Source organism: Mycobacterium syngnathidarum (assembly GCF_001942625.1).
GTDB classification, from domain to species: domain Bacteria; phylum Actinomycetota; class Actinomycetes; order Mycobacteriales; family Mycobacteriaceae; genus Mycobacterium; species Mycobacterium syngnathidarum.
The window spans coordinates 67,305-91,869 of the sequence record NZ_MLCL01000086.1; the positions used below are offsets into that span (position 1 = coordinate 67,305).

22 protein-coding genes are annotated in these 24,565 nt (G+C 66.3%); 19 read left to right on the forward strand and 3 right to left on the reverse strand.

The annotated features are described in order from the left end of the window. The first annotated feature begins 10 nt into the window (after positions 1–10). Complete coding sequence (gene meaB / locus BKG60_RS24460) at positions 11–889, forward strand: methylmalonyl Co-A mutase-associated GTPase MeaB (RefSeq protein WP_075910162.1); 879 nt, start codon at positions 11–13, stop codon at positions 887–889. Between the two features lie 19 nt (positions 890–908). Here meaB and BKG60_RS24465 read toward each other — a convergent pair whose 3' ends face one another. Next, positions 909–2,549, reverse strand: a complete 1,641-nt coding sequence (locus tag BKG60_RS24465) for an FAD-dependent oxidoreductase (protein WP_070945129.1) — start codon at positions 2,547–2,549, stop codon at positions 909–911. A 7-nt stretch (positions 2,550–2,556) separates the two neighbouring features. Further along, positions 2,557–3,282 (reverse strand): IclR family transcriptional regulator, encoded by a 726-nt coding sequence (locus BKG60_RS24470; protein ID WP_070188331.1) that lies wholly within the window; start codon positions 3,280–3,282, stop codon positions 2,557–2,559. Between the two features lie 130 nt (positions 3,283–3,412). Between BKG60_RS24470 and BKG60_RS24475 the strand changes: the two genes are divergently transcribed. From BKG60_RS24475 to BKG60_RS24560, 18 genes are all read left to right on the forward strand, one after another. Further along, positions 3,413–4,327 carry an alpha/beta fold hydrolase gene (locus BKG60_RS24475; RefSeq protein ID WP_070945128.1) on the forward strand — a complete coding sequence of 305 codons (915 nt, stop codon included), beginning with the start codon at positions 3,413–3,415 and terminating at the stop codon, positions 4,325–4,327. Beyond that, entirely contained in the window at positions 4,320–5,999 is a 1,680-nt protein-coding gene (locus BKG60_RS24480; RefSeq protein WP_070945127.1) for a bifunctional 3-(3-hydroxy-phenyl)propionate/3-hydroxycinnamic acid hydroxylase, read from the forward strand. Before BKG60_RS24475 ends, BKG60_RS24480 begins: the two co-directional genes overlap by 8 nt. After that, positions 5,956–6,879 carry a 3-carboxyethylcatechol 2,3-dioxygenase gene (locus BKG60_RS24485; RefSeq protein ID WP_070945126.1) on the forward strand — a complete coding sequence of 308 codons (924 nt, stop codon included), beginning with the start codon at positions 5,956–5,958 and terminating at the stop codon, positions 6,877–6,879. Before BKG60_RS24480 ends, BKG60_RS24485 begins: the two co-directional genes overlap by 44 nt. Continuing rightward, complete coding sequence (locus BKG60_RS24490) at positions 6,876–8,672, forward strand: FAD-binding protein (protein WP_070945125.1); 1,797 nt, start codon at positions 6,876–6,878, stop codon at positions 8,670–8,672. Before BKG60_RS24485 ends, BKG60_RS24490 begins: the two co-directional genes overlap by 4 nt. Then, on the forward strand, positions 8,669–9,976 hold the full coding sequence (locus BKG60_RS24495) for an LLM class flavin-dependent oxidoreductase (RefSeq protein WP_070945124.1): 1,308 nt from the start codon (positions 8,669–8,671) through the stop codon (positions 9,974–9,976). The genes BKG60_RS24490 and BKG60_RS24495 overlap by 4 nt, the downstream gene beginning before the upstream one ends. 2 nt (positions 9,977–9,978) lie before the next feature. Continuing rightward, positions 9,979–10,821, forward strand: a complete 843-nt coding sequence (locus BKG60_RS24500) for a coniferyl-alcohol dehydrogenase (RefSeq protein WP_070945123.1) — start codon at positions 9,979–9,981, stop codon at positions 10,819–10,821. 15 nt (positions 10,822–10,836) lie between these two features. Continuing rightward, positions 10,837–11,823: a cyclase family protein gene (locus BKG60_RS24505; RefSeq protein ID WP_120765020.1), complete on the forward strand. Its 987-nt coding sequence runs from the start codon at positions 10,837–10,839 to the stop codon at positions 11,821–11,823. A gap of 6 nt (positions 11,824–11,829) precedes the next feature. Beyond that, positions 11,830–12,411 carry an NADPH-dependent FMN reductase gene (locus BKG60_RS24510; RefSeq protein ID WP_070945121.1) on the forward strand — a complete coding sequence of 194 codons (582 nt, stop codon included), beginning with the start codon at positions 11,830–11,832 and terminating at the stop codon, positions 12,409–12,411. Further along, positions 12,408–13,241, forward strand: coding sequence for an alpha/beta fold hydrolase (locus BKG60_RS24515; RefSeq protein ID WP_070945120.1), 834 nt, complete (start codon positions 12,408–12,410; stop codon positions 13,239–13,241). The genes BKG60_RS24510 and BKG60_RS24515 overlap by 4 nt, the downstream gene beginning before the upstream one ends. Beyond that, entirely contained in the window at positions 13,241–14,056 is an 816-nt protein-coding gene (locus tag BKG60_RS24520; RefSeq protein ID WP_070945119.1) for an SDR family NAD(P)-dependent oxidoreductase, read from the forward strand. Before BKG60_RS24515 ends, BKG60_RS24520 begins: the two co-directional genes overlap by 1 nt. A 121-nt stretch (positions 14,057–14,177) precedes the next feature. After that, the gene (locus tag BKG60_RS24525; RefSeq protein ID WP_171055027.1) at positions 14,178–14,843 is read left to right on the forward strand and encodes a TetR/AcrR family transcriptional regulator; all 666 of its coding nucleotides are present in this window, start codon (positions 14,178–14,180) and stop codon (positions 14,841–14,843) included. Beyond that, entirely contained in the window at positions 14,840–15,034 is a 195-nt protein-coding gene (locus tag BKG60_RS24530; RefSeq protein WP_070945117.1) for a ferredoxin, read from the forward strand. The genes BKG60_RS24525 and BKG60_RS24530 overlap by 4 nt, the downstream gene beginning before the upstream one ends. Positions 15,035–15,089: 55 nt before the next feature. Continuing rightward, positions 15,090–16,265 carry a cytochrome P450 gene (locus BKG60_RS24535; protein WP_255741060.1) on the forward strand — a complete coding sequence of 392 codons (1,176 nt, stop codon included), beginning with the start codon at positions 15,090–15,092 and terminating at the stop codon, positions 16,263–16,265. Positions 16,266–16,316: 51 nt separating this feature from the next. After that, entirely contained in the window at positions 16,317–17,486 is a 1,170-nt protein-coding gene (locus BKG60_RS24540; protein WP_070945115.1) for an amidohydrolase family protein, read from the forward strand. After that, positions 17,483–18,751, forward strand: coding sequence for a M24 family metallopeptidase (locus tag BKG60_RS24545; protein WP_070945114.1), 1,269 nt, complete (start codon positions 17,483–17,485; stop codon positions 18,749–18,751). The genes BKG60_RS24540 and BKG60_RS24545 overlap by 4 nt, the downstream gene beginning before the upstream one ends. Continuing rightward, positions 18,741–19,874 (forward strand): M24 family metallopeptidase, encoded by a 1,134-nt coding sequence (locus BKG60_RS24550; protein WP_070945113.1) that lies wholly within the window; start codon positions 18,741–18,743, stop codon positions 19,872–19,874. The genes BKG60_RS24545 and BKG60_RS24550 overlap by 11 nt, the downstream gene beginning before the upstream one ends. Next, positions 19,867–20,826, forward strand: coding sequence for an enoyl-CoA hydratase/isomerase family protein (locus BKG60_RS24555; protein WP_070945112.1), 960 nt, complete (start codon positions 19,867–19,869; stop codon positions 20,824–20,826). Before BKG60_RS24550 ends, BKG60_RS24555 begins: the two co-directional genes overlap by 8 nt. Before the next feature lie 4 nt (positions 20,827–20,830). Beyond that, positions 20,831–23,248, forward strand: a complete 2,418-nt coding sequence (locus tag BKG60_RS24560; protein ID WP_070945111.1) for a CaiB/BaiF CoA transferase family protein — start codon at positions 20,831–20,833, stop codon at positions 23,246–23,248. Positions 23,249–23,255: 7 nt separating this feature from the next. On the opposite strand, the gene BKG60_RS24565 is transcribed toward BKG60_RS24560, so the two are convergent. Then, positions 23,256–24,533, reverse strand: coding sequence for a hypothetical protein (locus tag BKG60_RS24565; RefSeq protein WP_070945110.1), 1,278 nt, complete (start codon positions 24,531–24,533; stop codon positions 23,256–23,258). Between the last annotated feature and the right edge of the window lie 32 nt (positions 24,534–24,565).

Here is a 24,565-nt window from a genome sequence, read left to right on the forward strand (position 1 = left end):
GTCAACCGTGATGACGACGCACAACATCGAAGAGCTCATCGCCGCGGCACGCGGTGGATCCCAGCGTGCTGTCGGCAGGTTGTTGAGCATGGTCGAAAGTGACCGTCGTGATGAGGTTCTCGCGGTGCTCGGGCCCGCCTCGCCACGCGTCATCGGTATCACCGGACCGCCAGGAGCCGGAAAATCGACGACGGTTGGTGCGCTCGTGGGTGCCTACCGCGAGCGTGGCCTGCGGGTTGCGGTGCTTGCGGTGGATCCGTCGTCCCCGTACAGCGGAGGCGCGCTGCTGGGCGACCGGATCCGGATGGCCGCTCACATCAACGATCCGGACGTGCTGATCCGGTCGGTGGCCACCCGCGGTCACTTGGGTGGGCTGGCTGCCGCGGTGCCGGCGGCGATCCGGCTGCTGGCCGCGCTGTCCTATGACCTGATCGTGCTCGAGACGGTGGGCGTGGGGCAGTCCGAAATCGAGATCGCCGCAATCGCCGATCCGACCGTGGTGATCCTCAATCCCGGCGCGGGTGACGCCGTGCAGGCCGCCAAGGCGGGGCTGCTGGAAGTCGCCGATCTGGTGGTGGTGAACAAGGCAGACCGCGAAGGGGCCGATCAGACGGTCCGTGACCTACGGGCCGAGGCCAGCGTACCGGTACTCAAACTTGTTGCGGCTCAAGGTCAGGGGCTGGCGGAGCTGGTCGAGACCATCGACGCTCACCACCGGGCTGACACCGCGGCGCGGCGCGTGGCGCGGGCCCGGACGCAGATCCTGTCGCTGGCGCAGACCTTGTTGCGTAACCACGCCGAGCTGGACGGGCTGGCCGCCGCGGTGGCCGACGGCACCTCCGACCCGTACAGCGCTGCGGCGCAACTGATCGCGGATTCAGCCAGGTAGGGCCAGGACGGACGGCCCCTCAGCCCACCGATTTCCCGGTCGCCGCCGCATAGCCGCTGCGGTAGCCGAACACCATTGCGGGCCCGAGGGTACCGCCGGCTCCGCCGTAGGCCTTGCCGGTCACTCCGCCCATGGCATTGCCTGCCGCGAACAGCCCGGGGATCGGGGTGCCGTTGACGTGCAGGACACGGCCGTCGCGGTCGGTGCGTGGACCGCCTTTGGTGCCCATCGCGCCGATCTTGACCGGCACCGCGTAGAACGGTGCGGTATCGAGCGGTCCGAGCGTCTGGCCGGCCGGGGTGGCCGCCGAATTGTCGCCCCAGTACCCGTCGTACGCACTCGATCCGCGGCCGAAGTCGGGGTCGACCTCGCGAGAGACGTTGTCGTTCCAGCGGTTCAAGCTTTCGGCCAGGCCCTCGGCATCGATGCCGGTCTTGGCGCCCAGCTCGGCGAGGGTGGCCGATTCGCAGAACCAGTCCGGCACCGTCTCGCCCGGTTCGACGCCGAGGAAGCCGTAGCGCTGCAGGTGCACCGAGTCGAACACGATCCAGGCTCGATCGTTGGCGTAGCCGATCTTGGGGTCGAGGTACTGGAATGCGCCCGCCATCGAGTTGTACTCGCCGGCCTCGTTGAGGAAGCGTCTGCCCGCGCGGTTGACGATGACGCTGCGTGGCCGGGTCCGTTCCAGCCGCACGCTGCGGCTGCGCGGATGACCGTCGATGGTGTCACCGGGGATCTGCACGATCGGGACCCACCACGCTTCACCCATGTTCGCCAGGTCGGCGCCGTGCGCCATGGCCATCCGTAGGCCGTCGCCGGTGTTGTTCGGTGGGGAGACCGCACCGCGCATAGGCCCGCGCAGGTAGGCCTCGACGAGCTTGGCGTCCCATTCGAACCCGCCGGTGGCCAGCACCACTCCGCTGCGCGCCCGAACATGAATGGCCGCATCACCGGTGTTGGTGAAGCCGATCCGTACCCCGGAAATGCCCTCGGTATCACCGATCAGCTCGAGCGCGCGGGCCTGGGTGACGGGCTCGATACCGCGGTCGAGCAGTCCGCGCAGCAGCCCGGCGATCAGGGCGGTGCCCGCCACGCACAGGTCGGCGTCGGGATCGTCGTACACGGCGTGAATCCGCGCGCGGGTTTCGGCGTCGATGCCGACGTTGCTGAAATCGGCTGGGAACGAGGTGATCCGGTCCTTCCAGACGCCGAGCTTCGCGAGGTCTACCGGCGCGGCACTCAGTGAGCGGCCGCCGCCGGGCCGTCCGCCGGGGAGTTCTGGCTTGTAGTCGGGAAACCCCTCGGCGACGGCGAACCGCAACTCGCTGTTTTCCTCGACGAAGTCGAGCATCGACGGGCCGGTCCGCACGAAGGTGTCGACCAGATCGGCATCCAGGTAGCCCAGCGATTGGGCTTGCAGATAGTCGATCGCGTCCGAGACCGGCAGGGGTCCGTCGGCGCTGCGGTCGTGGGCCGGGATCCACACGATGCCGCCGGAGACCGCGGTGGTGCCGCCGACGGTCGGTGCCTTCTCATAGATCGCGACCGATGCGCCGTTGGCCGACGCGGTCAGCGCCGCGGTGAGTCCGGCGCCGCCGCTGCCCAGTACGACGACGTCGACCTCGTCGTCCCAATCGAATTCGATACGGGTCACTGTCATTTCCCTTTCAGTACAGGATGGCCGATAGTTCGTTTGCCGCTCGGACCACCGCGTCCTTGCCGCCCAGCACGACGTCTTCGCGGTGCGAGATGAGGTTGATGCAGGTGGGTGGCGACGCCAGACGCCGACGCACGGGAACCGCCAGGCCATAGGTGTCGGGTTCGATCTCGCCGTGGGTGATGACCCAGCCCTGTTCGCGGGTTTGGCGGACCAGCTCACGTTCGCCGGGACGCGGCGGCATGCTTGCCAGCAGTGCCACCCCGGCCGCGCCGCGGTCCAGTGGATGGCGGCTGCCCTCGTGAAAAGACAGCTGGTAGAACACCTGGGTCGGCACGATCACTGCCACCGCCACCTGTTGGTCGCCTTCGGCCACCAGCAGGGAGACGGTGCTGCCTAGTTCATCGGCGAGGGCCCGAAGGGTCGGCACACTGAGCGCGCGCATGTTGTTGTCGAATGACGCTCCCAGCGCGGCCAATCCGGCACCGGGCCGGTAACGCCCGTCCTCGCCCTTTGCCACATAACGGAACTGACTGAGGGTGGCCAGCAAGCGGTAGGCGATCGTGCGATGGGCCCCGACATGGTCGGCGACCTGCTGCACGGTGAGCCCGGTGGGCGCCGCGGCGATGGCGGCAAGTGCGCTCAAACCCCGTGCCAGCGTTTGTGATCCGGGCGCTCCGGTGGGATTGCCATCGGTCTTCGATTGTGCCTGCGGCTGGCTTGCCTTGGCCGGCATCGCGCCCCTCCTTGACAGATAGCACCGCGAGAGTGATGCTCTGATAATAATGCACTGAGATGTGCGTTATATGAGCAAAGTGCTTACAAATTTGGAGAATAGCATTCTCGCTACCTCTGGAGAGGGGAACATGACGAGCACTGCCGCCGGGCCGGCCTCCGGATCCGTTTCGGCCACCGAGTACGAGAGCGTCTGGGCTGACCTGCAGGGTGTCGCGTTCTCGCAGGGTTACCTCGATGTGAAGGGCATCCGCACCCGCTACCTGCATGCCGGTGATCCGAAGCTTCCCGTGCTGGTCCTGCTGCACGGTTCGGGCGGGCATGCCGAGGCCTATGTGCGCAATCTGGAATCCCACGCCGAGCACTTCTCGACCTGGTCGATCGACATGCTCGGGCACGGCTACACCGACAAGCCCGGCCATCCGCTGGAGGTCGCGCACTACGTCGATCACCTGATCGGTTTCCTCGACGCCATCGGCGCACAACGCGCCCACATCTCCGGCGAATCGCTGGGCGGCTGGGTGGCCGCGCGGGCCGCCGCCGATCACCCGGACCGCGTCGAGAAGCTGGTACTCAACACCGCCGGTGGTTCACAGGCCGACCCCGAGGTGATGAAGCGGATCATCACGCTGTCGATGGCGGCCGCGGAGAACCCGAGCTGGGAGACCGTGCAGGCCCGGATCAAGTGGTTGATGGCCGACAAGACTAAGGACTACGACGACATCGTGGCCAGTCGCCAGGCGGTGTACCGACAGCCCGGATTCGTCGCCGCGATGAGCGACATCATGGCGCTGCAAGATCCGGAGATCCGGGCACGGAACCTGCTGGGGGCCAAGGAGTACGGATCGATCACCGCGCCAACGCTGGTGCTGTGGACGAGTGACGACCCGACCGCCGACGTCAGCGAGGGCCGGCGGATCGCGTCGATGATTCCCGGCGCCCGGTTCGAGGTGATGCCGGACTGCGGGCACTGGCCGCAGTACGAAGACCCGGATTCGTTCAACCGGTTGCATCTGGACTTCCTGTTGGGGCGCGACCGTGGCTGACGACGTCGATGTCGTGATCGTCGGGGCTGGGCCGGTCGGCCTGACCCTGGCAAATGTTCTTGGTATCCAGGGCGTCCGGACGCTCGTAGTGGAGGAGCGCGACACTCTCATCGACTATCCTCGCGGAGTCGGGCTCGATGACGAGTCGCTGCGTACCTTCCAATCGATCGGGCTGGTCGAGGCGATCCTCCCGCACACCGTGCCGAACCAGATCCTGCGGTTCTACGACGGTAACCGCCGGCTGCTGGCCGAAATGGCGCCTCCGGACGCACGATTCGGCTGGCCCAAGCGCAACGGTTTCGTCCAGCCGCTCGTCGATGCGCAACTTCTGGTCGGACTGGACCGATTCGAGCATGTGCAGGTGGCGTGGGGCCGCCGCATGGAGTCGGCGGTCGAGACCGCTGACGGGGTGACGGTCGAGTTCGGACCCGATGTCCCCGCAGTGCGGGCCCGCTACGTGGTGGGCTGCGACGGCGGGCGTAGCGCCACCCGTCATCTGATGGGAGTGTCGTTCGACGGCACCACGTCATCGACCCGCTGGGTGGTGGTCGACCTGGCCAACGACCCGCTGGGACACCCGAACAGCGAGGTTGGCGCGGACCCGGACCGGCCCTATGCCTCGATCTCGATCGCGCACGGCATCCGTCGGTTCGAGTTCATGATCCATGCCGACGAAACCGACGAGCAGGCCGAAGATCCCGAGTTCGTGGCCCGTCTGCTCGCCCCATTCGTGCCGCACCCGGACAAGGTCGACGTGATCCGCCGGCGGGTATACACACACCATTCCCGGATCGCCGGGAACTTCCGCAAGGGCCGGTTCCTGCTGGCCGGCGACGCCGCGCACCTGATGCCGGTCTGGCAGGGCCAGGGCTACAACAGTGGCATCAGGGACGCGGCCAACCTCGGCTGGAAGTTGGCGGCGGTGGTCAACGGTCAGGCCGGCGACGCGTTGCTGGACAGCTACGACACCGAGCGCCGCAAGCATGCCCGGGCCATGATCGATCTGTCGACGTTGGTGGGCCGGGTCATCTCGCCCACCAACCGCAAGGTCGCGGTCCTGCGGGACAAGCTGATTCGCGGTGCTTCAGTGGTTCCGGCTCTCAAGCGCTACGTGCTGGAGATGCGCTTCAAGCCCATGCCGCGCTATGACCAGGGCGCGGTCTATCACTCGAAGGCGCCGACGGCGGACGCACCCGCGGGCACGTTGTTCATCCAGCCGCGGGTGGACACTCGCGAGCAGTCGAACGTACTGCTCGATGATGTGATCGGGCTGAACTTCGCGGTGCTGTGCTGGAACAACAATCCGCGTGCGTTGCTCGGCGAGCAGGCCTATGCGCGCTGGAAAGCCCTGGGGGCGAAGTTCATTGCGGCACGGCCACAGACTCAGCTGTTCTGGACCGGCCACGATGCCGACAACGATGACGGCTCAGTGGTGATCGTCGGCGACCGAACGGGTGCGCTCAAATCCTGGTTCGACGTGCACGCCGAGTCCGTCTTGGTGCTGCGGCCGGACCGCTGCATCGCCGGGGCCGACATCGCTCAGCGTGCCCCGGACCTGAGCGAAGCTCTGTTCGACGTCCTTCACGTGGTGGAAGGAGGTGTGAACGGTGCCAGTAGCCCTGTGCTGTATGTCCCACAGCCCACTGCTGAATCTTCCGGGACCGTCGGCTGAACTCCTCGACGAGATCAGAACAGCGGTCGGCCGTGCTCGCGAGTTCGTTGCCGCCTACGACCCCGAGTTGGTCGTCACCTTCTCACCCGACCACTACAACGGGTTCTTCTATCGGCTGATGCCACCGTTCTGCATCGGCACCGCCGCGTCCGGAGTAGGGGATTACGGGACGCACGACGGCGCCCTCGATGTCGCCGGCGACATCGCGCAGCAGTGCGCGCAGGCGGCGTGGGAGTCCGGGGTGGACGTCGCCATCTCCACGAGCATGGATGTCGACCACGGCACGGTGCAGCCGCTACAGGAGTTGTTCGGCGAGGCGACCGCGCGTCCCATCGTTCCGATCTTCATCAATTCCGTTGCCACTCCGCTGGGTCCGCTGTCGCGGTCCCGTGCGCTCGGCGCGGCCGTCGGTACCTTTCTGTCGACCCTCGACAAGCGGGTGCTGGTCCTGGGATCCGGTGGGCTCTCGCATGACCCGCCGGTGCCGACGCTGGCCACCGCACCGCCGGCAGCGCTGGACCGGATCGTGCACGGGGTGCCGATGACGGCCGAGCAACGCATGGCCCGGCAGACCGCGGTGAGCCAGGCTGCGCACGACTTCGCCCACGGTGACAGTGTGCTGCGGCCACTGAACCCCGAATGGGACCACAGCCTGCTGGAGATCTTCGACCAGGGCCGGCTCGCCGAACTGGACAGCTGGTCCAACACCTTCATCGCCGGCGAAGGGGGCAACTCGGCACACGAGATTCGTACCTGGGTGGCCGCCTTCGCAGCGCTGGCAGCCAACGGTCCATACCGGACGGAAAACCACTTCTACCGGGCGGCACCGGAATTGATCGCAGGATTCGCAATCAGGACGGCGGTAGGAATCGCAGCATGAGCTCAGACACCACTGCACACCCCTTCGACGAAACGGTGGATGTGCTCGTCATCGGATCCGGCGGCGGCGGCATGACGGCGGCGCTGGCCGCCGACGCAGCCGGGCTCAAGACCCTCGTGATCGAAAAGTCGTCCCACTTCGGCGGTTCCACCGCGCTCTCGGGCGGGGGCATCTGGGTGCCCGGGGCGCCGTCGCAGCGTCGGGCCGGTTATGTGCCGTCCCCGGACGGCGTGTTCGACTACCTCAAGCAAATCACCGAGGGCACGGTCAGCGACGCTCGGCTGCGCAAGTACGTCGAGGCCGCACCAGAGATGATGGATTTCCTCGAACACGACAGCGATTGGTTCGAATTCGTCTGGAAGCCCGGCTATGCCGACTACTACCCGGAGCTCCCAGGCGGCTCAGCCCAAGGCAGCACCATCAACGTCCCGGCCATCGACTTGCGCAAGCTCGGTGAGCACGAGCAGGAGCTGCTCGCCCCGCTGGCCTTGGCCCCGAAAGGAATCTGGTTCGCCCCCAAGGATCTTCGGCTCTTCTACCAGGTCCGGCAGAACTGGCGCGGCAAAGCCGTCTTGTTGAAGCTGATCTGGCGGATGGTGCGGGCCCGGGTGTTCGGCGACCGGATGGCCGCCATCGGCCAGTCGCTGGCCGCCCGGATGCGGTTGGCGCTCAAGCAGCACGACATCCCGCTGTGGCTGGATGCGCCGATGACCTCGCTGATCACCGGCCCGGATGGGGCAGTACTCGGCGCCGTCGTCGAGCGGGATGGGCGTGCGGTCAGAATTCGTGCCACCGGGGGCGTGATCCTGGCCTCCGGTGGGTTCGACCATGACATGGCCTGGCGCAAGGAACACCTGCCGATACTGGAGCAGGACTGGAGCTTCGGCAATCCCGCGGCCACCGGCGACGGAATCCGGGCCGGCGAGAAGGCCGGCGGTGCCACCGAACTGCTCGACGAGGCATGGTGGTTCCCGGCCATCTGTTGGCCCGACGGCCGGCTGCAGTTCATGCTCAACGAGCGGATGATGCCGTCACAGTTCGTGGTCAACGGCGAGGGCAAGCGGTTCATCAACGAGGCGGCACCGTACATGGATTTCGCCCACGCCATGATCAAGGGGCAGGAATCCGGAGTCGCCCACATCCCGTGCTGGTTGGTCACCGACATCGACTCGTTCCACCGCTACGTGGTGGCCGGGCATCTGCCCATCCCGAAGATCCCGTTCGCCCCGGTGCCCACCGGGCGCAAAGTGCCGCGGGCCTGGCTGGATTCCGGTGTGGTGGTCGAGGCCCACAGCTGGGAGGAGCTGGCCGGCAAGATCGGCGTACCCGCGGAGAATCTGCGGGCCACCGCCGAGCGGTTCAATCAGCTGGCGCATGGCGGGCACGATGACGACTTCAACCGCGGTGACAGCGCATACGACAACTACTACGGGGACCCGACGCTGCCGAACCCCAATCTGCGCCCGCTCGGCAAGCCGCCGTACTACGCGTTCCAGATCATCCTCGGGGACCTGGGCACCTCGGGTGGCCTGCGCACCGATGAACACGCTCGGGTGCTGCGCGCCGACGACTCCGTCGTGGACGGGCTCTACGCGGTGGGCAACGTCTCGGCGGCGGTGATGGGCCGCAGCTACGCCGGTGCGGGCGCGACCATCGGACCCGCGATGACCTTCGGGTATGTGGCGGCCACGCATATCGCCCGAGCTCAAAACGCGGTCGCACAACCAGTCACACAAGCAGCCAACCCACAGATCCAGGGCACCGTCAGCAACCCCTCAGGAGGAAACCGATGAAGATTTCGCTGTTCTACGAGTTCGCGCTTCCGCGGCCGTGGTCCGACGATGACGAGCACCAGATGTTCCAGGACGGGTTGGCTGAGGTGGAGGCCGCCGACAAGGCCGGGTTCTCCACCGTCTGGCTCACCGAGCATCACTTCCTGGAGGAGTACTGCCACGCCACCGCGCCGGAGATGTTCCTGGCCGCGGCGAGCCAGCGCACCAAGGACATCCGGTTGGGTTTCGGTGTCATGCACCTGCCTCCGCCGATCAACCATCCGGCCCGCATCGCCGAGCGCGTCGCCACGCTGGACCACCTGTCCAACGGGCGGGTGGAGTTCGGCACCGGTGAGGGGTCCTCGGTCGCCGAGTTGGGTGGGTTCAACATCGACCCGGCCGACAAGCGCACCATGTGGGAGGAGGCCCTTGAGGTTTCGATCCGCTGCATGACCGAGGCGCCCTTCACCGGTTTCAAGGGTGAGCACGTCGAAATGCCGGCACGCAACGTCATCCCCAAGCCGCTGCAGAGCCCACACCCGCCGGTCTGGGTGGCCTGCACCCGCCCGTCCTCGGTGCAGATGGCCGCCCAGAAAGCCATCGGTGCGCTGAGTTTCGCCTACACCGGACCCGAGGCACTCAAGGACCGGGTTGACGGCTATTACAAGGAATTCGAGGAGCAGGGCGCTCCCGTGACCCCGGCGATCAACCCCAACATCCTGGCCATCGGCGGCGACCTGTCGATGATGGTGGCGAATTCCGACGACGAGGCGCTCAAGCGCCTGGGCATCGGCGGCGGCTTCTTCTCGTTCGGCATCATGCACTACTACCTGACCGGTATGCACACCCCTGGCCGCACCAAGGTGTGGGAGCGTTACGAGCAGGCGGTCAAAGACGATCCGACGCTGGCCTATGGTCCCGGCCGTGGTGCGATCGGCTCGCCCGACACCGTGCGTGAGTTCCTACGCGGTTACGAGGCCAGCGGCGTCGACGAGATCATCCTGTTGCTCAACCCGCGCAGCCACGAGGGCACCATGGAGTCGATCGAGATCATGGGCAAGGAGATCCTGCCCGAGTTCATCGAGCGGGACGCGAAGGCGGTGGCCGACAAGGCCAAGCGCCTGGAGCCGGTGATCGAGAAGGTCGAGTCGCGCCGTCGTCCCTCCGACGCCCCGTTGTTCGACGAGACGTACGCCTTCGGCGGCCTGCCCACCGGTCGCGACAAGTTCACCGCCGGTGAGATCCCCGAGGCGATGGCCGAGATCAACGAGGGCCGGGTCAAGGCCGCCCAGGCGGAGAAGACTGCCCGCGAGACCGCCGACTGACCGTGGCCGCACTGGACGAGTTGGTGCGCTACGACGGAAAACACGTTGTGGTCACCGGCTGCGGGTCTGGCATCGGAGCCGTTCTCACGCGTGCACTGGGTGAGCTCGGTGCCCGGGTGACCGGCTTGGACATCCGGCCGCCGGCACATCTTCCCGATGCGTTCGTCGAACTCGACCTCGCCGATCCGGAGTCCGTCGACCGTGCCGCCGGTGCGGTCGACGGGCCGGTGGATGCCCTGTTCAACGTGGCCGGTGTGTCCTCGGGTATCGGGAATCCGCTGCTCGTGGTCCGGATCAATTTCCTCGGCACCCGCCAGTTCACCGAAGCTGTGGAGCAACGGATTTCGCCAGGCGGGTCGATCACCTCGGTGTCGTCACTGGCGGCCTCGGGGTACCGCGAAAACCGGTCCACCACTGCCGGGCTGATCAACACCCGATCGGTCGACGAGGGGTTGCAGTGGTGCGCCGACCATCCCGAGGCATTGGCCGACGGTGGCTACCGGTTGTCCAAAGAGGCCACGGTTCTCTACGGGATGTACCGGGTCGCAGAACTCGGTGCCCGGGGGATCCGGATCAATTGCACCGCGCCCGGGGTCACCGACACGCCCATTCTGGACCAGCTGAGGTCGGCCTACGGTCAGCAGTACCTCGATTCGTTCACCACCCCGCTGGGCCGCAACTCTGAGGCCGCCGAACAGGCGTCGCTGCTGGCCTTCCTGGGCAGCCCCGCCGCCAGTTACGTGACCGGGCAGGTGATCTGGGCCGATGGCGGCATTCTGGCCCATCGGGAGGCCGCCCTGGTCGATGCTGTAACGGGCACTGCCGACACCGAGAACAGGAGCTGAGAGTTGGCCGGGACGATGAGCGACTTCCGTAAGGTCGCCGATGACGTGCGTAACTGGGGACGCTGGGGCGATGCCGACGAACTCGGGACACTCAATCTCATCACCCCCGGCAAGGTCGCCGAGGGTGCGTCACTGGTCACCCACGGCAAGGTGTTCGCGCTCGGCGGCGATTTCTCCTCGGCCGGGCCGCAAGGTGCGTTCCAGTTCCGCCAGAACCCGACCCATGTGATGACAGTCGACGGCGGTGACGCCAACACGCTGGCGCAGTACGGCCCGCAGTGGCTGCGCAATTCAGTGGCCCAGGAGGTCAGCGGGTTCTTCGTGGACAACCCGTTTCGCTTCAACGACGACATGATCGTGATGCCACTGCAGGCGGCCACCCAGTGGGATGCGCTGAGCCACGTCTATTACGAGGACAAGCTCTACAACGGGTTCCCCGCCGATTCGGTCACCAGCTTCGGCGCCTTCCACTGCGGCATCGACAAAGTGGACGGCAAGGGCATCACTTCTCGCGGGGTGCTGCTGGACGTGGTGCGTCACCGTGGGGCCGAGCAGTTCCTGGAGCCGGGCAATCCGATCACGCCGGGCGAACTCGATGACGTCGCCCACGCGCAAGGCGTCAACATCACTTCCGGCGACATCGTGGTGGTCCATACCGGCTGGTGGACAAGGTTTTTGGCGAGCGGAGACGGGGCCGAGCCAGGATCAGGGCTCGACTGGCGTTGTGCGTCGTGGTTGCACGACCATCAGGTGGCGGCCGTCGCCGCCGACAATCTGATGGTGGAGGACCCCGACCCGGCCAACGGTGTCGAGGGCACGTTCCTGCCGATGCACATGTTGTGCCTGCGCGACATGGGCCTGATGCTCGGCGAGTATTGGGATCTGGGCGCGCTGGCGGCCGACTGCGCGGCCGACGGCGTCTACGAGTTCCAACTCATCGCGCCGCCGTTGCGGGTCACCGGTGCCGTCGGTTCGCCGGTGAATCCCATTGCGATCAAGTGAGGAAGTATGACGTCAACTGAGAGAGTGCCGTTCGTGGTCGGGATGGGTGGCACCTTGCGGGCCGACTCCTCGACCGAGCGGGCGGTGCGATACTGCCTGGAATCAGTGGAACGCCAAGGTGGCCGGACCCGGATGTTCGCCGGGCCCGACCTGGAGTTGCCCATGTATGCGCCACATTCATTGGAGCGCACGCCGGCAGCCCTGGAGTTCGTCTCCGCCTTACGCGACGCCGACGCCGTCGTGGTGGGTTCGCCCGGCTATCACGGTGCGATCTCCGGCCTGGTCAAGAACGCGCTGGACTACATCGAGGATCTGCGCGAGGACCCGCGGGTCTACCTGGACAACACCCCGTGGGGCTGCATCAGCTGCGCCTACGGTTGGCAGGCCGCCGTCGGAACTCTGGGACAGCTGCGCTCCATAGGGCATGCGTTGCGCGCCTGGCCCACCCCGCTCGGTGTGGCAATCAACTCCGCGGACAAGATCTGGGCTGAGACAGGTGAATTGGCCGATGGAACCGTGCGCGGCCAACTCGAGATGCTGGCCACCCAGTTGCTGAATTTCGGTCGGGCCGACGGGGCGGTGCAGTGACGGCACAGCGGACGTTCACCCGCAAGACCATCGACGTCGACGGCCTGGCCACCAGCTACCTGGAAGCCGGCCAGGGTGACCCCGTCGTCCTGCTGCATGGTGGCGAGTTCGGTGCGGGGGCCGAACTGGGGTGGGAGCGGGTCATCGGTGAGTTGGCCGGGCACTACCGGGTGCTGGCCCCGGACATGCTGGGCTTCGGTGAGAGCGCCAAAGTCATCGATTTCAACGACGGCCGCGGCATGCGTATTCGGCATATCGCCAGGTTCTGTGCCGAACTTGATGTCGCCTCAGCGCATTTCGTCGGAAACTCGATGGGTGCGATCAACCTGCTGGTCGATGCGACCTCGGATGCTCCCCGGCTCCCGGTGCGATCGCTGACCGCGATCTGCGGGGGAGGGGAGATCCAGCGCAACGAGTATTCGGCGGCGTTGTACGACTACGACGCCACGCCAGACGGGATGCGACGCATCGTGACCGCGCTGTTCGCCGATCCGGCCTATCCGGCCGACGAGGTGTATCTGCAGCGGCGGTATGAGTCGAGCATCGCGCCGGGGGCCTGGGAAACCTTGGCCGCGGCCCGGTTTCGGCGGCCCGGCCTCCAGCCGCCGGCGATGCCGTCGGCGCAGCGGGCATATGACCGCATCGGTGTGCCGACCATGATCATCGAGGGGGATCGTGACAAGCTGCTGCCGTCCGGTTGGGCCGCCGAAATAGCGGGCCAGATCGGCGGTGCCCGCAGTGCGGTGATCGCCGGAGCAGGGCACTGCCCGCAGATCGAACAGCCTGCCGCGCTGACCGTAGTGCTGCTGGAATTCCTGAAAGAGGTGTGATGAGCAACGAGTTGGCCGGAAAAGTCACGGTCGTCACCGGCGGTGCGTCGGGGCTTGGTGAGGGACTGGTACGCCGGTTCGCCGCCGAGGGCGCCAACGTGATGATCGGCGACATCGACGAGGAGCGCGGGAAGGCGCTGGCCGACGAGTTGGGTGAGAACTCTCGGTTCCTGCTCGCCGACGTCAGTGACGTCGAACAGGTGGGTCGCCTGGTATCGACGGCAGTAGAGACGTTCGGCGGCTTGGACGTCATGGTCAACAACGCCGGCGTCTCGGGTCGGATGCACAGGCGGTTCCTCGACGACGATCTCGCCGACTTCGATTCCGTGATGCGGGTCAACGTCCGGGCGGTGATGGCCGGCACCCGCGATGCCGCGCGGTATATGGCCGAGCACGGTGGCGGTTCGATTCTCAACCTGACCTCGATCGGCGGGATCCAGGCCGGCGGCGGGGTGATGACGTATCGCGCATCCAAGGCCGCAGTCATCCAGTTCACCAAGTCCGCGGCGATCGAGTTGGCCCACTACGAGATTCGGGTCAACGCCATCGCCCCGGGAAATATCCGCACGGCGATCGTGGCCAAGTCGGCCTCACCCGAGGAGCGTGAGCGCATCGAGGAATTCGAGGCGGGGATCCGCGCTCAGATGCGCAACGACCGCCCGCTCAAGCGGGAGGGCACCGTCGAGGACGTGGCCGAGGCCGCGCTCTACTTCGCCACCGACCGCTCCCGGTACGTGACCGGGACGATCCTGCCGATCGACGGGGGCACTGTCGCGGGCAAGGTCCTCGCCCGCAAGTCCAAACCGCAGTCCTGACCTGCTGCGCCGTCTGGTCAAAAGCCGGCTTGTCCAGCCAACAGGCGCAGTTTGGGCCGATCCCGGGGCGAATTTAAATCAACTGCTTGACTTAATTACAGGAGGGGCGTTGACTGTAACGGTGACAGCAGCCAACCGGACCGCCCGTGCCGACCGGGCAAGCAGTACCCAGGAGGCGATCCTCAAGGCGGCTGAGCGGCTGTATGCCGAACACGGCGTGTTCGCGGTGTCCAACCGTCAGGTGAGTGAGGCGGCCGGGCAAGGCAACAACGCTGCCGTCGGCTACCACTTCGGCACCAAGACCGATCTGGTCCGCGCGATCGAACACAAGCACCGCGGTCCCATCGAATGCCTGCGCGAGCAGATGGTGGCCGACACCGGGGCTTCGGCCGGCCTGCGGGACTGGGTTGCCTGCCTGGTGCAGCCGCTCACCGATCACCTTGCGGCGCTGGGGAACCCGACCTGGTACGCGCGGTTCGCCGCTCAGGTGATGACCGATCCGGCCTACCACAACATCGTGGTCCGCGATGCGCTGAGCTCGCGATCGCTGGTGCAGGTCATCGAGGGGATGAACAACTGCCTGCCGGATCTGCCCGCCGAGGTCCGCGCGGAACGCAACATCATGGCACGCAACCTGTTGATGCACAGCTGCGCCGACCGGGAGCGGGCGATGGCCCAGGGCGGCAACGTGCCGCGGGCGTCCTGGCACGGTGCGGCGTCGGGGTTGATCGACGCGATCGTCGGCCTGTGGATGGCGCCGGTTACCCAAGAAAGCGACCTCATATGAAAGTCACTGTCAATCAGGACAAGTGCGTCTCGTCGGGGCAGTGCGTACTCAACTCCAGCGAGGTGTTCGATCAGCGCGACGAAGACGGTGTCGTCGTCCTGCTGGAACCTGAACCCGGCCCGGACCATGTAGACAACGCCCGCCGTGCCGCGGCGGCCTGCCCAGCCCTAGCCATCGAGATTCAAGACTGACCTGAGGAATGACGTGTCCGAAACCGTGACCGAAGTTGACATCCCCGAATACCCGATGGAGCGTGCGGCGGCATGCCCGTTCGCCCCCCCGGCGCCCATGTTGGGCAACCCCAAAGGCCTGTTCCGCGTGAAGATCTGGAACGGCAGCACCCCGTGGTTGATCACCGGCCACGAGGAGGCCCGGACCCTCTTCGCAGACTCTCGGATCAGTGTGGACGACCGGATCGAGGGCTTCCCGCACTGGAACGAGCACATGCTCTCCACCGTCGACAAGCGGCCGCGCTCGGTATTCACCTCCGATGCCGAGGAGCACACCCGGTTCCGCCGGATGTTGTCCAAGCCGTTCACGTTCCGCCGCGTCGAGGGGTTGCGCGCGGCCATCCAGAAGATCACCGATGAGTGCATCGACGAGATCCTGGCGGGTCCGCAGCCGGCCGACCTCGTCGCGAAGTTGGCCTTGCCGGTGCCCACCGTGGTGATCAGCGAGATGCTCGGTGTGCCGTACGAAGACCACGAGTTCTTCCAGGAGCACGCGAACGCCGGGCTGGCCCGCTACGCCGCAGCGGACGCCATGCAGAAAGGCGCGATGAGCCTGCACCAGTACCTGATCAATCTGGTCGAGGAGAAGCAGGCCAACCCGTCCGAGGACGCGGTGTCCGATCTGGCCGAGCGCGTGAACGCCGGAGAGATCAGCGTCAAGGAGGCCGCCCAGCTGGGCACCGGCCTGTTGATCGCCGGGCACGAGACCACCGCCAACATGATCGGCATCGGGATCCTGGCGCTGTTGGAGAACCCCGAGCAGGCCGACTTCTTGCGCGATGCCGAGGATCCGAAGGTGATCGCCAACGCGGTCGAGGAACTGATGCGCTATCTGTCCATCATCCAGACCGGCCAGCGCCGCGTGGCGCTGGAGGATATCGAGATCAGCGGTGAGACCATCCGCACTGGTGACGGCGTCATCATCGATCTGTCCCCGGCCAACTGGGATGCGAGGGCCTACCCGGAGCCCGACAAGCTCGACCTCAGCCGCGATGCCAGCCAGCAACTCGGCTTCGGCTACGGCAGGCACCAGTGTGTGGGTCAGCAGCTTGCTCGCGCTGAACTGCAGATCGTGTTCCACACCCTGCTGCGCCGGATCCCGACCCTGCGCCTGGCCGTGCCGCTCGACGAGGTGCCGTTCAAGCACGACCGCCTCGCCTACGGCGTCTACGAACTCCCCGTCACCTGGTAGGTGCCGGCCAGCCGAACTCTCAGCCCTTACAGCCCGATTGGAGTACCACTCATGACCGCTTCGACGACCCTCTATCCGCCCGAGGGCTTCGGTGCGCCGAAGAACCGCAAGGGCCATGCGTCAGCGGACGGGCTGCCCGGATTACCACCGGGCACCACGATCTTCTCGGCCGACAACCACATCTCGGTAGCCGACGACATCTTCTACGAGCGCTTCCCCGAGGAGCTCAAGGGAGCCGCGCCACGGATCTGGTACGAGGACGGCGCCTACATGGTCGGCATGAAGGGCAAGGCCTGGACCGGGGGCGATTTCGGGCGTGTGCTGATGCAGTACGACGACCTGGCCGGGGCTGCGTCCAACAACATCGCGGCACGTGTCCGCGAGCTCAAAGAGGACGGCATCGACAAGGAGCTGGCGTTCCCCAACGCGGTGCTGGCGCTGTTCCACTATCCGGACAAGGCGTTGCGCGAGCGGGTGTTCCGCATCTACAACGAGCACATCGCCGCGCTGCAGGAGGAGTCGAAAGGGCACTTCTACGGCGTCGGGCTGATCAACTGGTGGGACCCCAAGGGGACGCGCAGCACCCTTGAGGAACTGAAGTCGCTGGGACTCAAGACGTTCCTGTTGCCGCTGAATCCGGGCAAGGACGACGAGGGCAACGTCTACGACTACGGCAGCACCGCGATGGACGCGGTCTGGGATGAGATCGAAGCATCCGGAATTCCGGTCAGCCACCACATCGGCGAGACTCCGCCGAAGACTCCCTGCGAGAACAACAGCGTCGTGGTCGGCATGATGGTCAATGTCGACTCATTCCGCGAGCAGTTCGCCAAGTACGTCTTCTCGGGCATTCTCGATCGTCACCCCAAGCTGAAGGTGGGATGGTTCGAGGGCGGAATCGCCTGGGTGCCCACCGCGCTGCAGGACGCCGAGCACATGTTGGCTTCCTACCGGCACATGTTCAATCACGAACTGCAGCACGATGTCCGGTACTACTGGGACAAGCACATGTCGGCTTCGTTCATGGTGGATCCGTTGGGCCTGCGGCTGATCGACGAGATCGGGGTGGACAACGTGATGTGGTCCAGCGACTACCCGCACAACGAAAGCACTTTCGGGTATTCGGAGAAGTCGCTGGCCACCGTTGTCGATGCGGTGGGTCCGGAGAACGCGACCAAGATCGTGTCCACCAACATCCAGAAGTTCCTGGGGCTCGCATGAGCATAGCCACCCAGGCGGGCGTCACCCAGATCGCCCGAACCGGCTTCACCCCGCTCGACATTCCAGACGAGCCTGACCTGGCCCGGATGCGCCGAGAGGTCGGGGCGCGTCTGCACGCGGCGATGGCCGATCAGGGCGTGGATGTGCTCGTCCTGCTGGGCAACAGCAACGTCATGTATGCCACCGGTATCGCCTGGCCGCTGGCCGACGCCGGACTCTCGCATGTCGAGCGGCCGGTCGCAGTCGTGCTGGCCGGTGACGAGCACCCGCACCTGTTCCTGCCGTTCCGGGAGGGTGCGGCCATGGAAACCGGGCTGCCCGATGACCACCTCCACGGTCCGGTGTATCTCGAATTCGACGAAGGTGTCGCGGAATTCGCGCAGATCCTGGCCAGTTTGGTGCCCGCGGGTGCGACAATCGCGACCGATGAGTTGACCGGGGCGATGCGGCTGGCCGGCAGCGCTCTGTTCCCCAGCGCACCGGTTGATGCCGCGCCGGCGATCGGCGCGGCGAAGATCGTCAAGACGATCGACCAGATCGCGTGCATCCGGCGTGCCTGCCGGATCACGGAGGAGGCCATCGCCGAGATTCACAAGTCAGTGGCGCCCGGTGTGCGGCAGATCGACCTGTCCGCCGAATTCGTGCGCCGTACTTTCGAACTCGGTGCCACCACGAACATGTTCGACTCGATCTGGCAGGCCATGCCGGCTTCGCGAGCGGAGGGCGCCTGGACCACCACCGGTGACCTCGCCCTGCCCCTGCTCACCACCGAGCGCGAGTTGCAGCGCGGCGATGTGCTGTGGACCGACGTGTCCATCGCCTACCACGGTTACTGTTCCGACCACGGCCGGACATGGATCGTCGGCCAGGACCCGACACCGGCCCAGCAGAAGCAGTTCGACAAGTGGAGTCGGATCGTCGACGCGGTGCTCGCGGTGACCAAGGCCGGCGCCACCTGTGGTGATCTCGGCCGTGCGGCAACGGAAGCCGCCGGCGGAGAGAAACCGTGGCTACCGCACTTCTACCTGGGCCACGGCATCGGTACCAGCGCAGCTGAAATGCCGATGATCGGAACGGATCTCGGCCAGGAATGGGACGACAACTTCGTCTTCCCCGAGGGCATGTTGCTGGTGTTCGAGCCGGTGGTCTGGGAGGACGGCACCGGCGGTTACCGCGGCGAGGAGATCGTGGTGGTCACCGAGGGTGGCTGGATGCCGCTGACCGCATATCCGTACGACCCCTATGAGGTGTCCCGTGGGAACTGAAATCGAGGCCGACGGCCGGGCCCTGCGCGTCAGCCGCCGGGAGCGCGCCATCGCACAGATGGAGGCCCACGACCTCGACGTGCTGGTCCTCGGCAGGCAGGCCAACGTCCGGTACATCTCCGGCGCTCCGCAGCTGTGGGTGGTGGGTACCCGGCCGTTCGGGCCGATCTGCACGTTCGTCCGCGCGACCGGCGAGATCCACTTGAACAGCACATGGGACGAGGGCATACCTGAGGAGATCCCGCACGAGAACCTGTACGGGTTGGCATGGAATCCGATGACCCTGATCGGTGTGCTGCAGAACATCGAGGGCACCGATACCGCCCGCCGGGTTGGAACCGATGCTCTGACGCCGACGTTCGCCAAGCTGTTGCCGATGGCCTTTCCGAACGCGGAACTGGTCGACGCTGAGCAGGCCATGCGCGCAGCGCGGCGCGTCAAGACCTCCGAAGAAATTCTGGCGCTGCGGCGGGCACTGGCTGTCGCCGAGGAAGCATTGGCGAGAGGGGCGGCAGAGCTGGCTCCCGGGATCAGTGAGAAGCGCCTTGCCGGCACGATATTGGAGGCCGAGGCGGCCGGCGGGGTGAGCACGCCCGCGACCCAGGACGCCGCGTGGGTCACTTCGAAGGACCACCCGTGGCGCCGGGCCGAAGGCGACGGACGAGTGAGCGAGGGCGACCTGGTGGCTTTGTCGGCGGGCGTGCTCGCCGACGGTTACGTCGCCGAGGTCGCGCGTACGCGGTATGTCGGCGAGCCGACGGATACGGTGCGCTCACTGTATCGGCGACGGGATGAACTGTGGGACAGGCTGATCGATGTCTGCCGCCCCGGCAAGCCGACGAGTGCTCTGCTGGATGCGTATGAGCAGGCGGGCGAAAAGCTGCCGGCGATGCCGGTGGCACACGGACTCGGGTTGGGATTCGACCCGCCGGTGGTGTCGCAGAACCTGCGGGCGACCGCCGAATCCGAGTTCCTTGAGGAGGGCATGGTGCTCGCAGTGACCGGGTACGTCTGGGAGCCGGGCGTCGGCGCGGTGTTCACCCGCGATGCCGTTGTCATCGGCGCCGACGGCCCCGAGGTGCTCACCCAAACCCCATCAGATAGTGAGGCGGCACATGCCTGACCGGCCCAAACCTGAGGAGATCATCCTCTACGAGAAGGACCCCAAGACCAAGATCGCCACCATCACGTTCAACCGGCCGGAGTTCCTCAACGCGCCGACGTCGATGGCACGGTTGCGCTACGCCGATGTGCTGCGCGCGGCCAACGCCGACAACGACGTGAAGGTCGTGATCATCCGCGGTGCCGGGGACAACCTGGGCAGCGGCGCCGACCTCCCAGAGTTCATGGAGGGCAACGACAATCCGGCAGTCCGGCTCGCCGAGCTGCGGCTGGAGGATGACGGAGTCGGCGAGGTGACCTACCCACCCAAGGGCACATTCCGTAACGGCGCCACAATCAGCTCCTGGTACGCCAACTCCCAGGCCGGCAACCGGGCGCTACAGGACTTCAAGAAGATCAGCATCGTGGAGGCCAAGGGCTACTGTTACGGCTGGCACTTCTACCAGTGTGCCGATGCGGATCTGGTGATCTCCTCAGACGACGCGCTGTTCGGCCACCCGTCCTTCCGGTATCACGGCTGGGGGCCCCGGATGTGGACGTGGGTCCAGATGATGGGTCTGCGCAAGTTCCAGGAGATGGTCTTCACGGGGCGGCCCTTCACCGCCGCGGAGATGTACGACTGCAACTTCCTGAACAAGGTGGTGCCGCGGGATCAGCTGGAAGACGAGGTACAGAAGTACGCGCTGGCATGTACCCGGAACCGACCGGTGGACACCGTTTTTCAGCAGAAGATGTTCTTCGAGATCTTCAAACAGCAGCAGGGTGAATACATGGGCAGCCTGCTGAGCGCATTCTTCGAGTCGATGGGCAACGGAGTGGCCAACGACAGCGAGGACGACCTGGACATGTTCGAGTCGATCGATACCGGTTTGTCGGCCGCGGTCAATGACAATGACAGCAAATTCCGGCCCGAGTTCCGGCTGTCCAAGAAAAACCGGGCGAAACCCGAATAGGCACATGAGCTCACCACTTGACGGTTACACCGTTGTCGACCTGTCCAGCGGTATCGCCGGGGCATACGCCACGAAGATGCTCGCCGACGGTGGCGCCGATGTGATCAAAGTCGAAGCCCCCGAAGGTGATCCGTTGCGCCGCTGGTCGGCGTCTGGTGCGGGCATCGCACCGGATGAGGACGGTGCCCTGTTCACCTTCCTGGCCGGCGGCAAACGCAGTGTGGTCGTCGAGCCCGGAGAAATGCAGCTGGTGGACCGGCTGGTGGCGGCGGCCGACGCAGTGGTCTGGTCTCCGGAATCGGCTGTCGCGCAGGCGGTCGCACCGGAGGAACTGTTCCGGCGGCATCCGCACCTCATCGTCACCACGATCACGCCGTTCGGTTTGGACGGGCCGTGGAGTGGCCGGCCTGCCACCGAGTTCACCTTGCAAGGCTGGTCGGGCGGCGCAATCGGCATCGGCCGAGGAGTGCAGGACCGCGCGCCGGTATCGATCGGCGGGCAGGTGGGCGAGTGGCTGGCCGGCGCCTACGCGGCGGCGATGACGCTGGCGTTCCGGGCCCGGGCGGTCAGGGACGGTCACGGGGAACTGGTGGATCTCTCGGCGCTGGAGGCCCAGATCCTGGGTCTGACGTACTACCCGGTCACCTATTTCGAAATGCTGGGCCGGCCGTGGCGCAGCGAGCGCAAACCCACAGTCCCCGGGATCGCCGAAGCGGCCGACGGTCTGGTGGCACTCGGATGCGGCACTGCCCAGCAGTGGTGGGACCTGTGTGCGATGTCGGGCCACGATGAATGGATCAACGAGTCCTCCGAGCTGACGATCACCGAGCAGGCCAACTTGCACGCCGGGGAGTTGTACGCGTGGCTGCGCGAGCAACGTGCCGACGACGTGCGGGAGCTCGCCGCGGCGTTCCGAATCCCCAACTCCCCGGTGGGCAACGGGGAGAACGTCACTGCCATGGACCATTTCGTGCAGCGACAGGCTTTCATCCGCAATCCGCAGCATGGGTTCACCCAGCCGGCGGCGCCGTACCGGCTCTCAGGCGTGGCACTGCGGGCGGCGTCACGCGCACCGCGCCTGGGGGAGCACACCAAGGAGGTCGCGGCGGCCACGTTGAGCCCACGCGACGTGCCGGCCGGTAGGCCCCGCGGGGATCGCCTGCCGTTCAGCGGCTTGCGGGTGCTCGACATGACGACGTTCTGGGCCGGGCCGTCGTGCACGCATCCGCTGGGCATGCTCGGCGCCGAGGTGATCCACCTGGAGTCGACCCCACGCCCGGACGGCACCCGGTTGATCGCCGGTATCCCGGCCAGCGTGGAGCAGTGGTGGGAGCGATCGCCGATCTTCAGTGCGCTCAACACCAACAAGAAGAGCTTGACCCTGGACTTCCAGACCGAGCAGGGCCGGGATCTGTTGCGCCGGCTGATTGGCACCTGCGACGTGGTGGTGGAGAACTTCACCCCCAGAGTGATCGAGCAGATCGGACTCGATTTTGACTCGCTACGGGAGCTCCGCGAAGACATCATCATGGTGCGGATGCCCGGATTCGGGCTCGACGGGCCGTGGCGGGACAACCCGGCATTCGCCTACATCATCGAGGACTCGTCCGGGTTGAGTTGGCTCACGGGCTACCCGGATCGCACCCCGTTCGAGCCTTATTCGATCGGTGATCCCAATGCCGGGATCCACGCATTGTCGGGGCTGATGCTTGCGCTCGAGCATCGCCGCCGCACCGGGCAGGGAGTGCTCGTCGAGGCCGCGATGGTCGACGCCGCGCTCAACATCGCTGCCGAACAGGTCATCGAGTATTCGGCCTACGGGGCGTTGCTGCAGCGCGACGGTAACCGTGGCCCGGCCGCGGCGCCGCAGAACATCTACCAGTGCGCCGATATCGATGAGTTCGGCCGCCCGGACAGCTGGGTTGCGATCGCGGTCAACTCCGACGCCCAGTGGTCCGCCCTGCGCGCGGCGCTCGGCCTGCCGGATTGGGCGACTGATCCAGAGCTCGATTCTGCCGACGGGCGCCGAGCACACCACGATCTGATCGACGAGAAGCTGGCGGCCTGGTGTCTGCCGCGCAGCGGCGACGAGATCGTCGAAACCGTGTGGCCGGCCGGTGTTCCGGTGGCGAAAGTCATGCAGCCGCACCGGCAGTTGGAATTGCCGCAGGTGCGGTTCCGGCAGTTCTTCGAACATGTGGGGCATCCGGTGAACAATGCCGCACCGCACAGCACTCTGCCGGTCTCGCTGGCCAACGGACCACGGGCGTTGCACCGTCAGCCGGCACCGCTGCTGGGTGAGCACAACCATGAATTGCTGACGGAACTGGGATTGTCGGAAGGGGAGATCGCCACGTTGGCCGAGGACGGCGTGATCGGCACTGAACCAGGAGTGGGCGGGCGTCGCAAGGCGGCGCGCTGACCGGGGCTCAACCCCGCTCGAACACGTCGAGCAGCGACCCGAAATCCTCGGTGTCCCAGAGGTGCAGAACGTTGCTGAGCATCAGGAGCGGGGACCGCACTGCTTCATGGTCGGCTATGCACGGGTCTGTGCGGTCGACGCCGTGGTCGGGCAACACGGACTGCAGGTAAGCCGGCGTGTCGAGCAGCCAGGTCACTCCCATCACCGCGGCGTACAGCATCAGCTGTGCGCGCAGGGTGTCGAGGTCGATGGCGGGCCCACCGGCGCAGCGGTACTCGGCCGCGAAATGGGTCAGCAACCCGTCGATGTGCTGTTTCCACAGCTCGGTTTCGGCGCTGCACAGCGAACCCCACAGCGCCATCGCCACATTCATCACGCTGACACAGCCCCAGTCCATCAGCCCGCAGCTCAGGGTCCCGTCCGGGTCGGCCCAGAACCAGGCGTTGTCCACGTTGGCGTTCCAGTGACACAGCGCCACCTGGTCTTCTGTGGAATGCAGCCGGGCCATGACGGCACCCTCGGCGGCGGCAATCCGGTCGACGTCGGCGAGCATCCGGGCGACGAACCCCGGATTCGCGACGGCGGGTGGTAGCAATGCCGGGTAACGGCCTGCGAATTCGACCAGCCGGTGGACCTGCGCGGTGAGCTCATCGGCAGAGTGGTGTACGCGGCGGCCGACGGCCACCTTGGCGGCGTCGTACCGGAATCGATCGGCCACCTCTTCGGGGAGGACGCCGGCCTTGTGGGCGCCGGCCAGCCGGGCAACCGAGGTGAGCAAGGCCCGGTAGTGACCGAGCGCGTCGGGCATTCGGTAGTCCAGGCACTTGTCGTAGTGCGGCTCAATACCGGCGTTACCGAACGAGATCCGCTCGGTCAACAGCATCCCGGTGCACGAGTCGTGGTGGTAGTCGGCGAACAGGCACGCCGGAACGGTCACCGGCAACGCGCAACCGGCCGACAACTCCCCGAAGGCCACCTCGAGGTCCATCTGTGACTTTCCGCGGTCGCGGCGCGGATTGTCGAAGTCGCGGGAGAACTTGACGAACAGCTCGGTGGGCAAGCCAACCCTTGGATGCACATAGTCCACGTCCAGTAGTGCCTTGCGTCCGGTGCTGCCGCCGCCGCATTCCTGGAAGCGGGTGATCGCGCTGACCCGGTTGCCTTGGGGGAGGGCGCCGAACGCCTGCAGGGCAGCGGTGAGAAAGTCCGGGCCGGCACCGAGAAGTGTTGCCGGATCGGCGGGAAATTCCAGGCCGGTCCTGCCGCCCTTCACCCACCGTGACATCTGGCCTCACCACCAGTCGAGGCAGTAGCTTC

Excerpts from the sequence above, each read along its gene's own strand:
- BKG60_RS24470 (WP_070188331.1), bottom strand. The coding sequence starts at position 3,282 with ATGCCGGCCAAGGCAAGCCAGCCGCAGGCACAATCGAAGACCGATGGC.
- BKG60_RS24530 (WP_070945117.1), top strand. The coding sequence starts at position 14,840 with ATGAAAGTCACTGTCAATCAGGACAAGTGCGTCTCGTCGGGGCAGTGC.
- BKG60_RS24555 (WP_070945112.1), top strand. The coding sequence starts at position 19,867 with ATGCCTGACCGGCCCAAACCTGAGGAGATCATCCTCTACGAGAAGGAC.
- BKG60_RS24505 (WP_120765020.1), top strand. The coding sequence starts at position 10,837 with ATGAGCGACTTCCGTAAGGTCGCCGATGACGTGCGTAACTGGGGACGC.
- BKG60_RS24535 (WP_255741060.1), top strand. The coding sequence starts at position 15,090 with ATGGAGCGTGCGGCGGCATGCCCGTTCGCCCCCCCGGCGCCCATGTTG.
- BKG60_RS24545 (WP_070945114.1), top strand. The coding sequence starts at position 17,483 with ATGAGCATAGCCACCCAGGCGGGCGTCACCCAGATCGCCCGAACCGGC.
- BKG60_RS24475 (WP_070945128.1), top strand. The coding sequence starts at position 3,413 with ATGACGAGCACTGCCGCCGGGCCGGCCTCCGGATCCGTTTCGGCCACC.
- BKG60_RS24520 (WP_070945119.1), top strand. The coding sequence starts at position 13,241 with ATGAGCAACGAGTTGGCCGGAAAAGTCACGGTCGTCACCGGCGGTGCG.
- BKG60_RS24540 (WP_070945115.1), top strand. The coding sequence starts at position 16,317 with ATGACCGCTTCGACGACCCTCTATCCGCCCGAGGGCTTCGGTGCGCCG.
- BKG60_RS24495 (WP_070945124.1), top strand. The coding sequence starts at position 8,669 with ATGAAGATTTCGCTGTTCTACGAGTTCGCGCTTCCGCGGCCGTGGTCC.
- BKG60_RS24490 (WP_070945125.1), top strand. The coding sequence starts at position 6,876 with ATGAGCTCAGACACCACTGCACACCCCTTCGACGAAACGGTGGATGTG.
- BKG60_RS24510 (WP_070945121.1), top strand. The coding sequence starts at position 11,830 with ATGACGTCAACTGAGAGAGTGCCGTTCGTGGTCGGGATGGGTGGCACC.
- BKG60_RS24485 (WP_070945126.1), top strand. The coding sequence starts at position 5,956 with ATGTCCCACAGCCCACTGCTGAATCTTCCGGGACCGTCGGCTGAACTC.
- BKG60_RS24565 (WP_070945110.1), bottom strand. The coding sequence starts at position 24,533 with ATGTCACGGTGGGTGAAGGGCGGCAGGACCGGCCTGGAATTTCCCGCC.
- BKG60_RS24465 (WP_070945129.1), bottom strand. The coding sequence starts at position 2,549 with ATGACAGTGACCCGTATCGAATTCGATTGGGACGACGAGGTCGACGTC.
- meaB (WP_075910162.1), top strand. The coding sequence starts at position 11 with ATGACGACGCACAACATCGAAGAGCTCATCGCCGCGGCACGCGGTGGA.
- BKG60_RS24560 (WP_070945111.1), top strand. The coding sequence starts at position 20,831 with ATGAGCTCACCACTTGACGGTTACACCGTTGTCGACCTGTCCAGCGGT.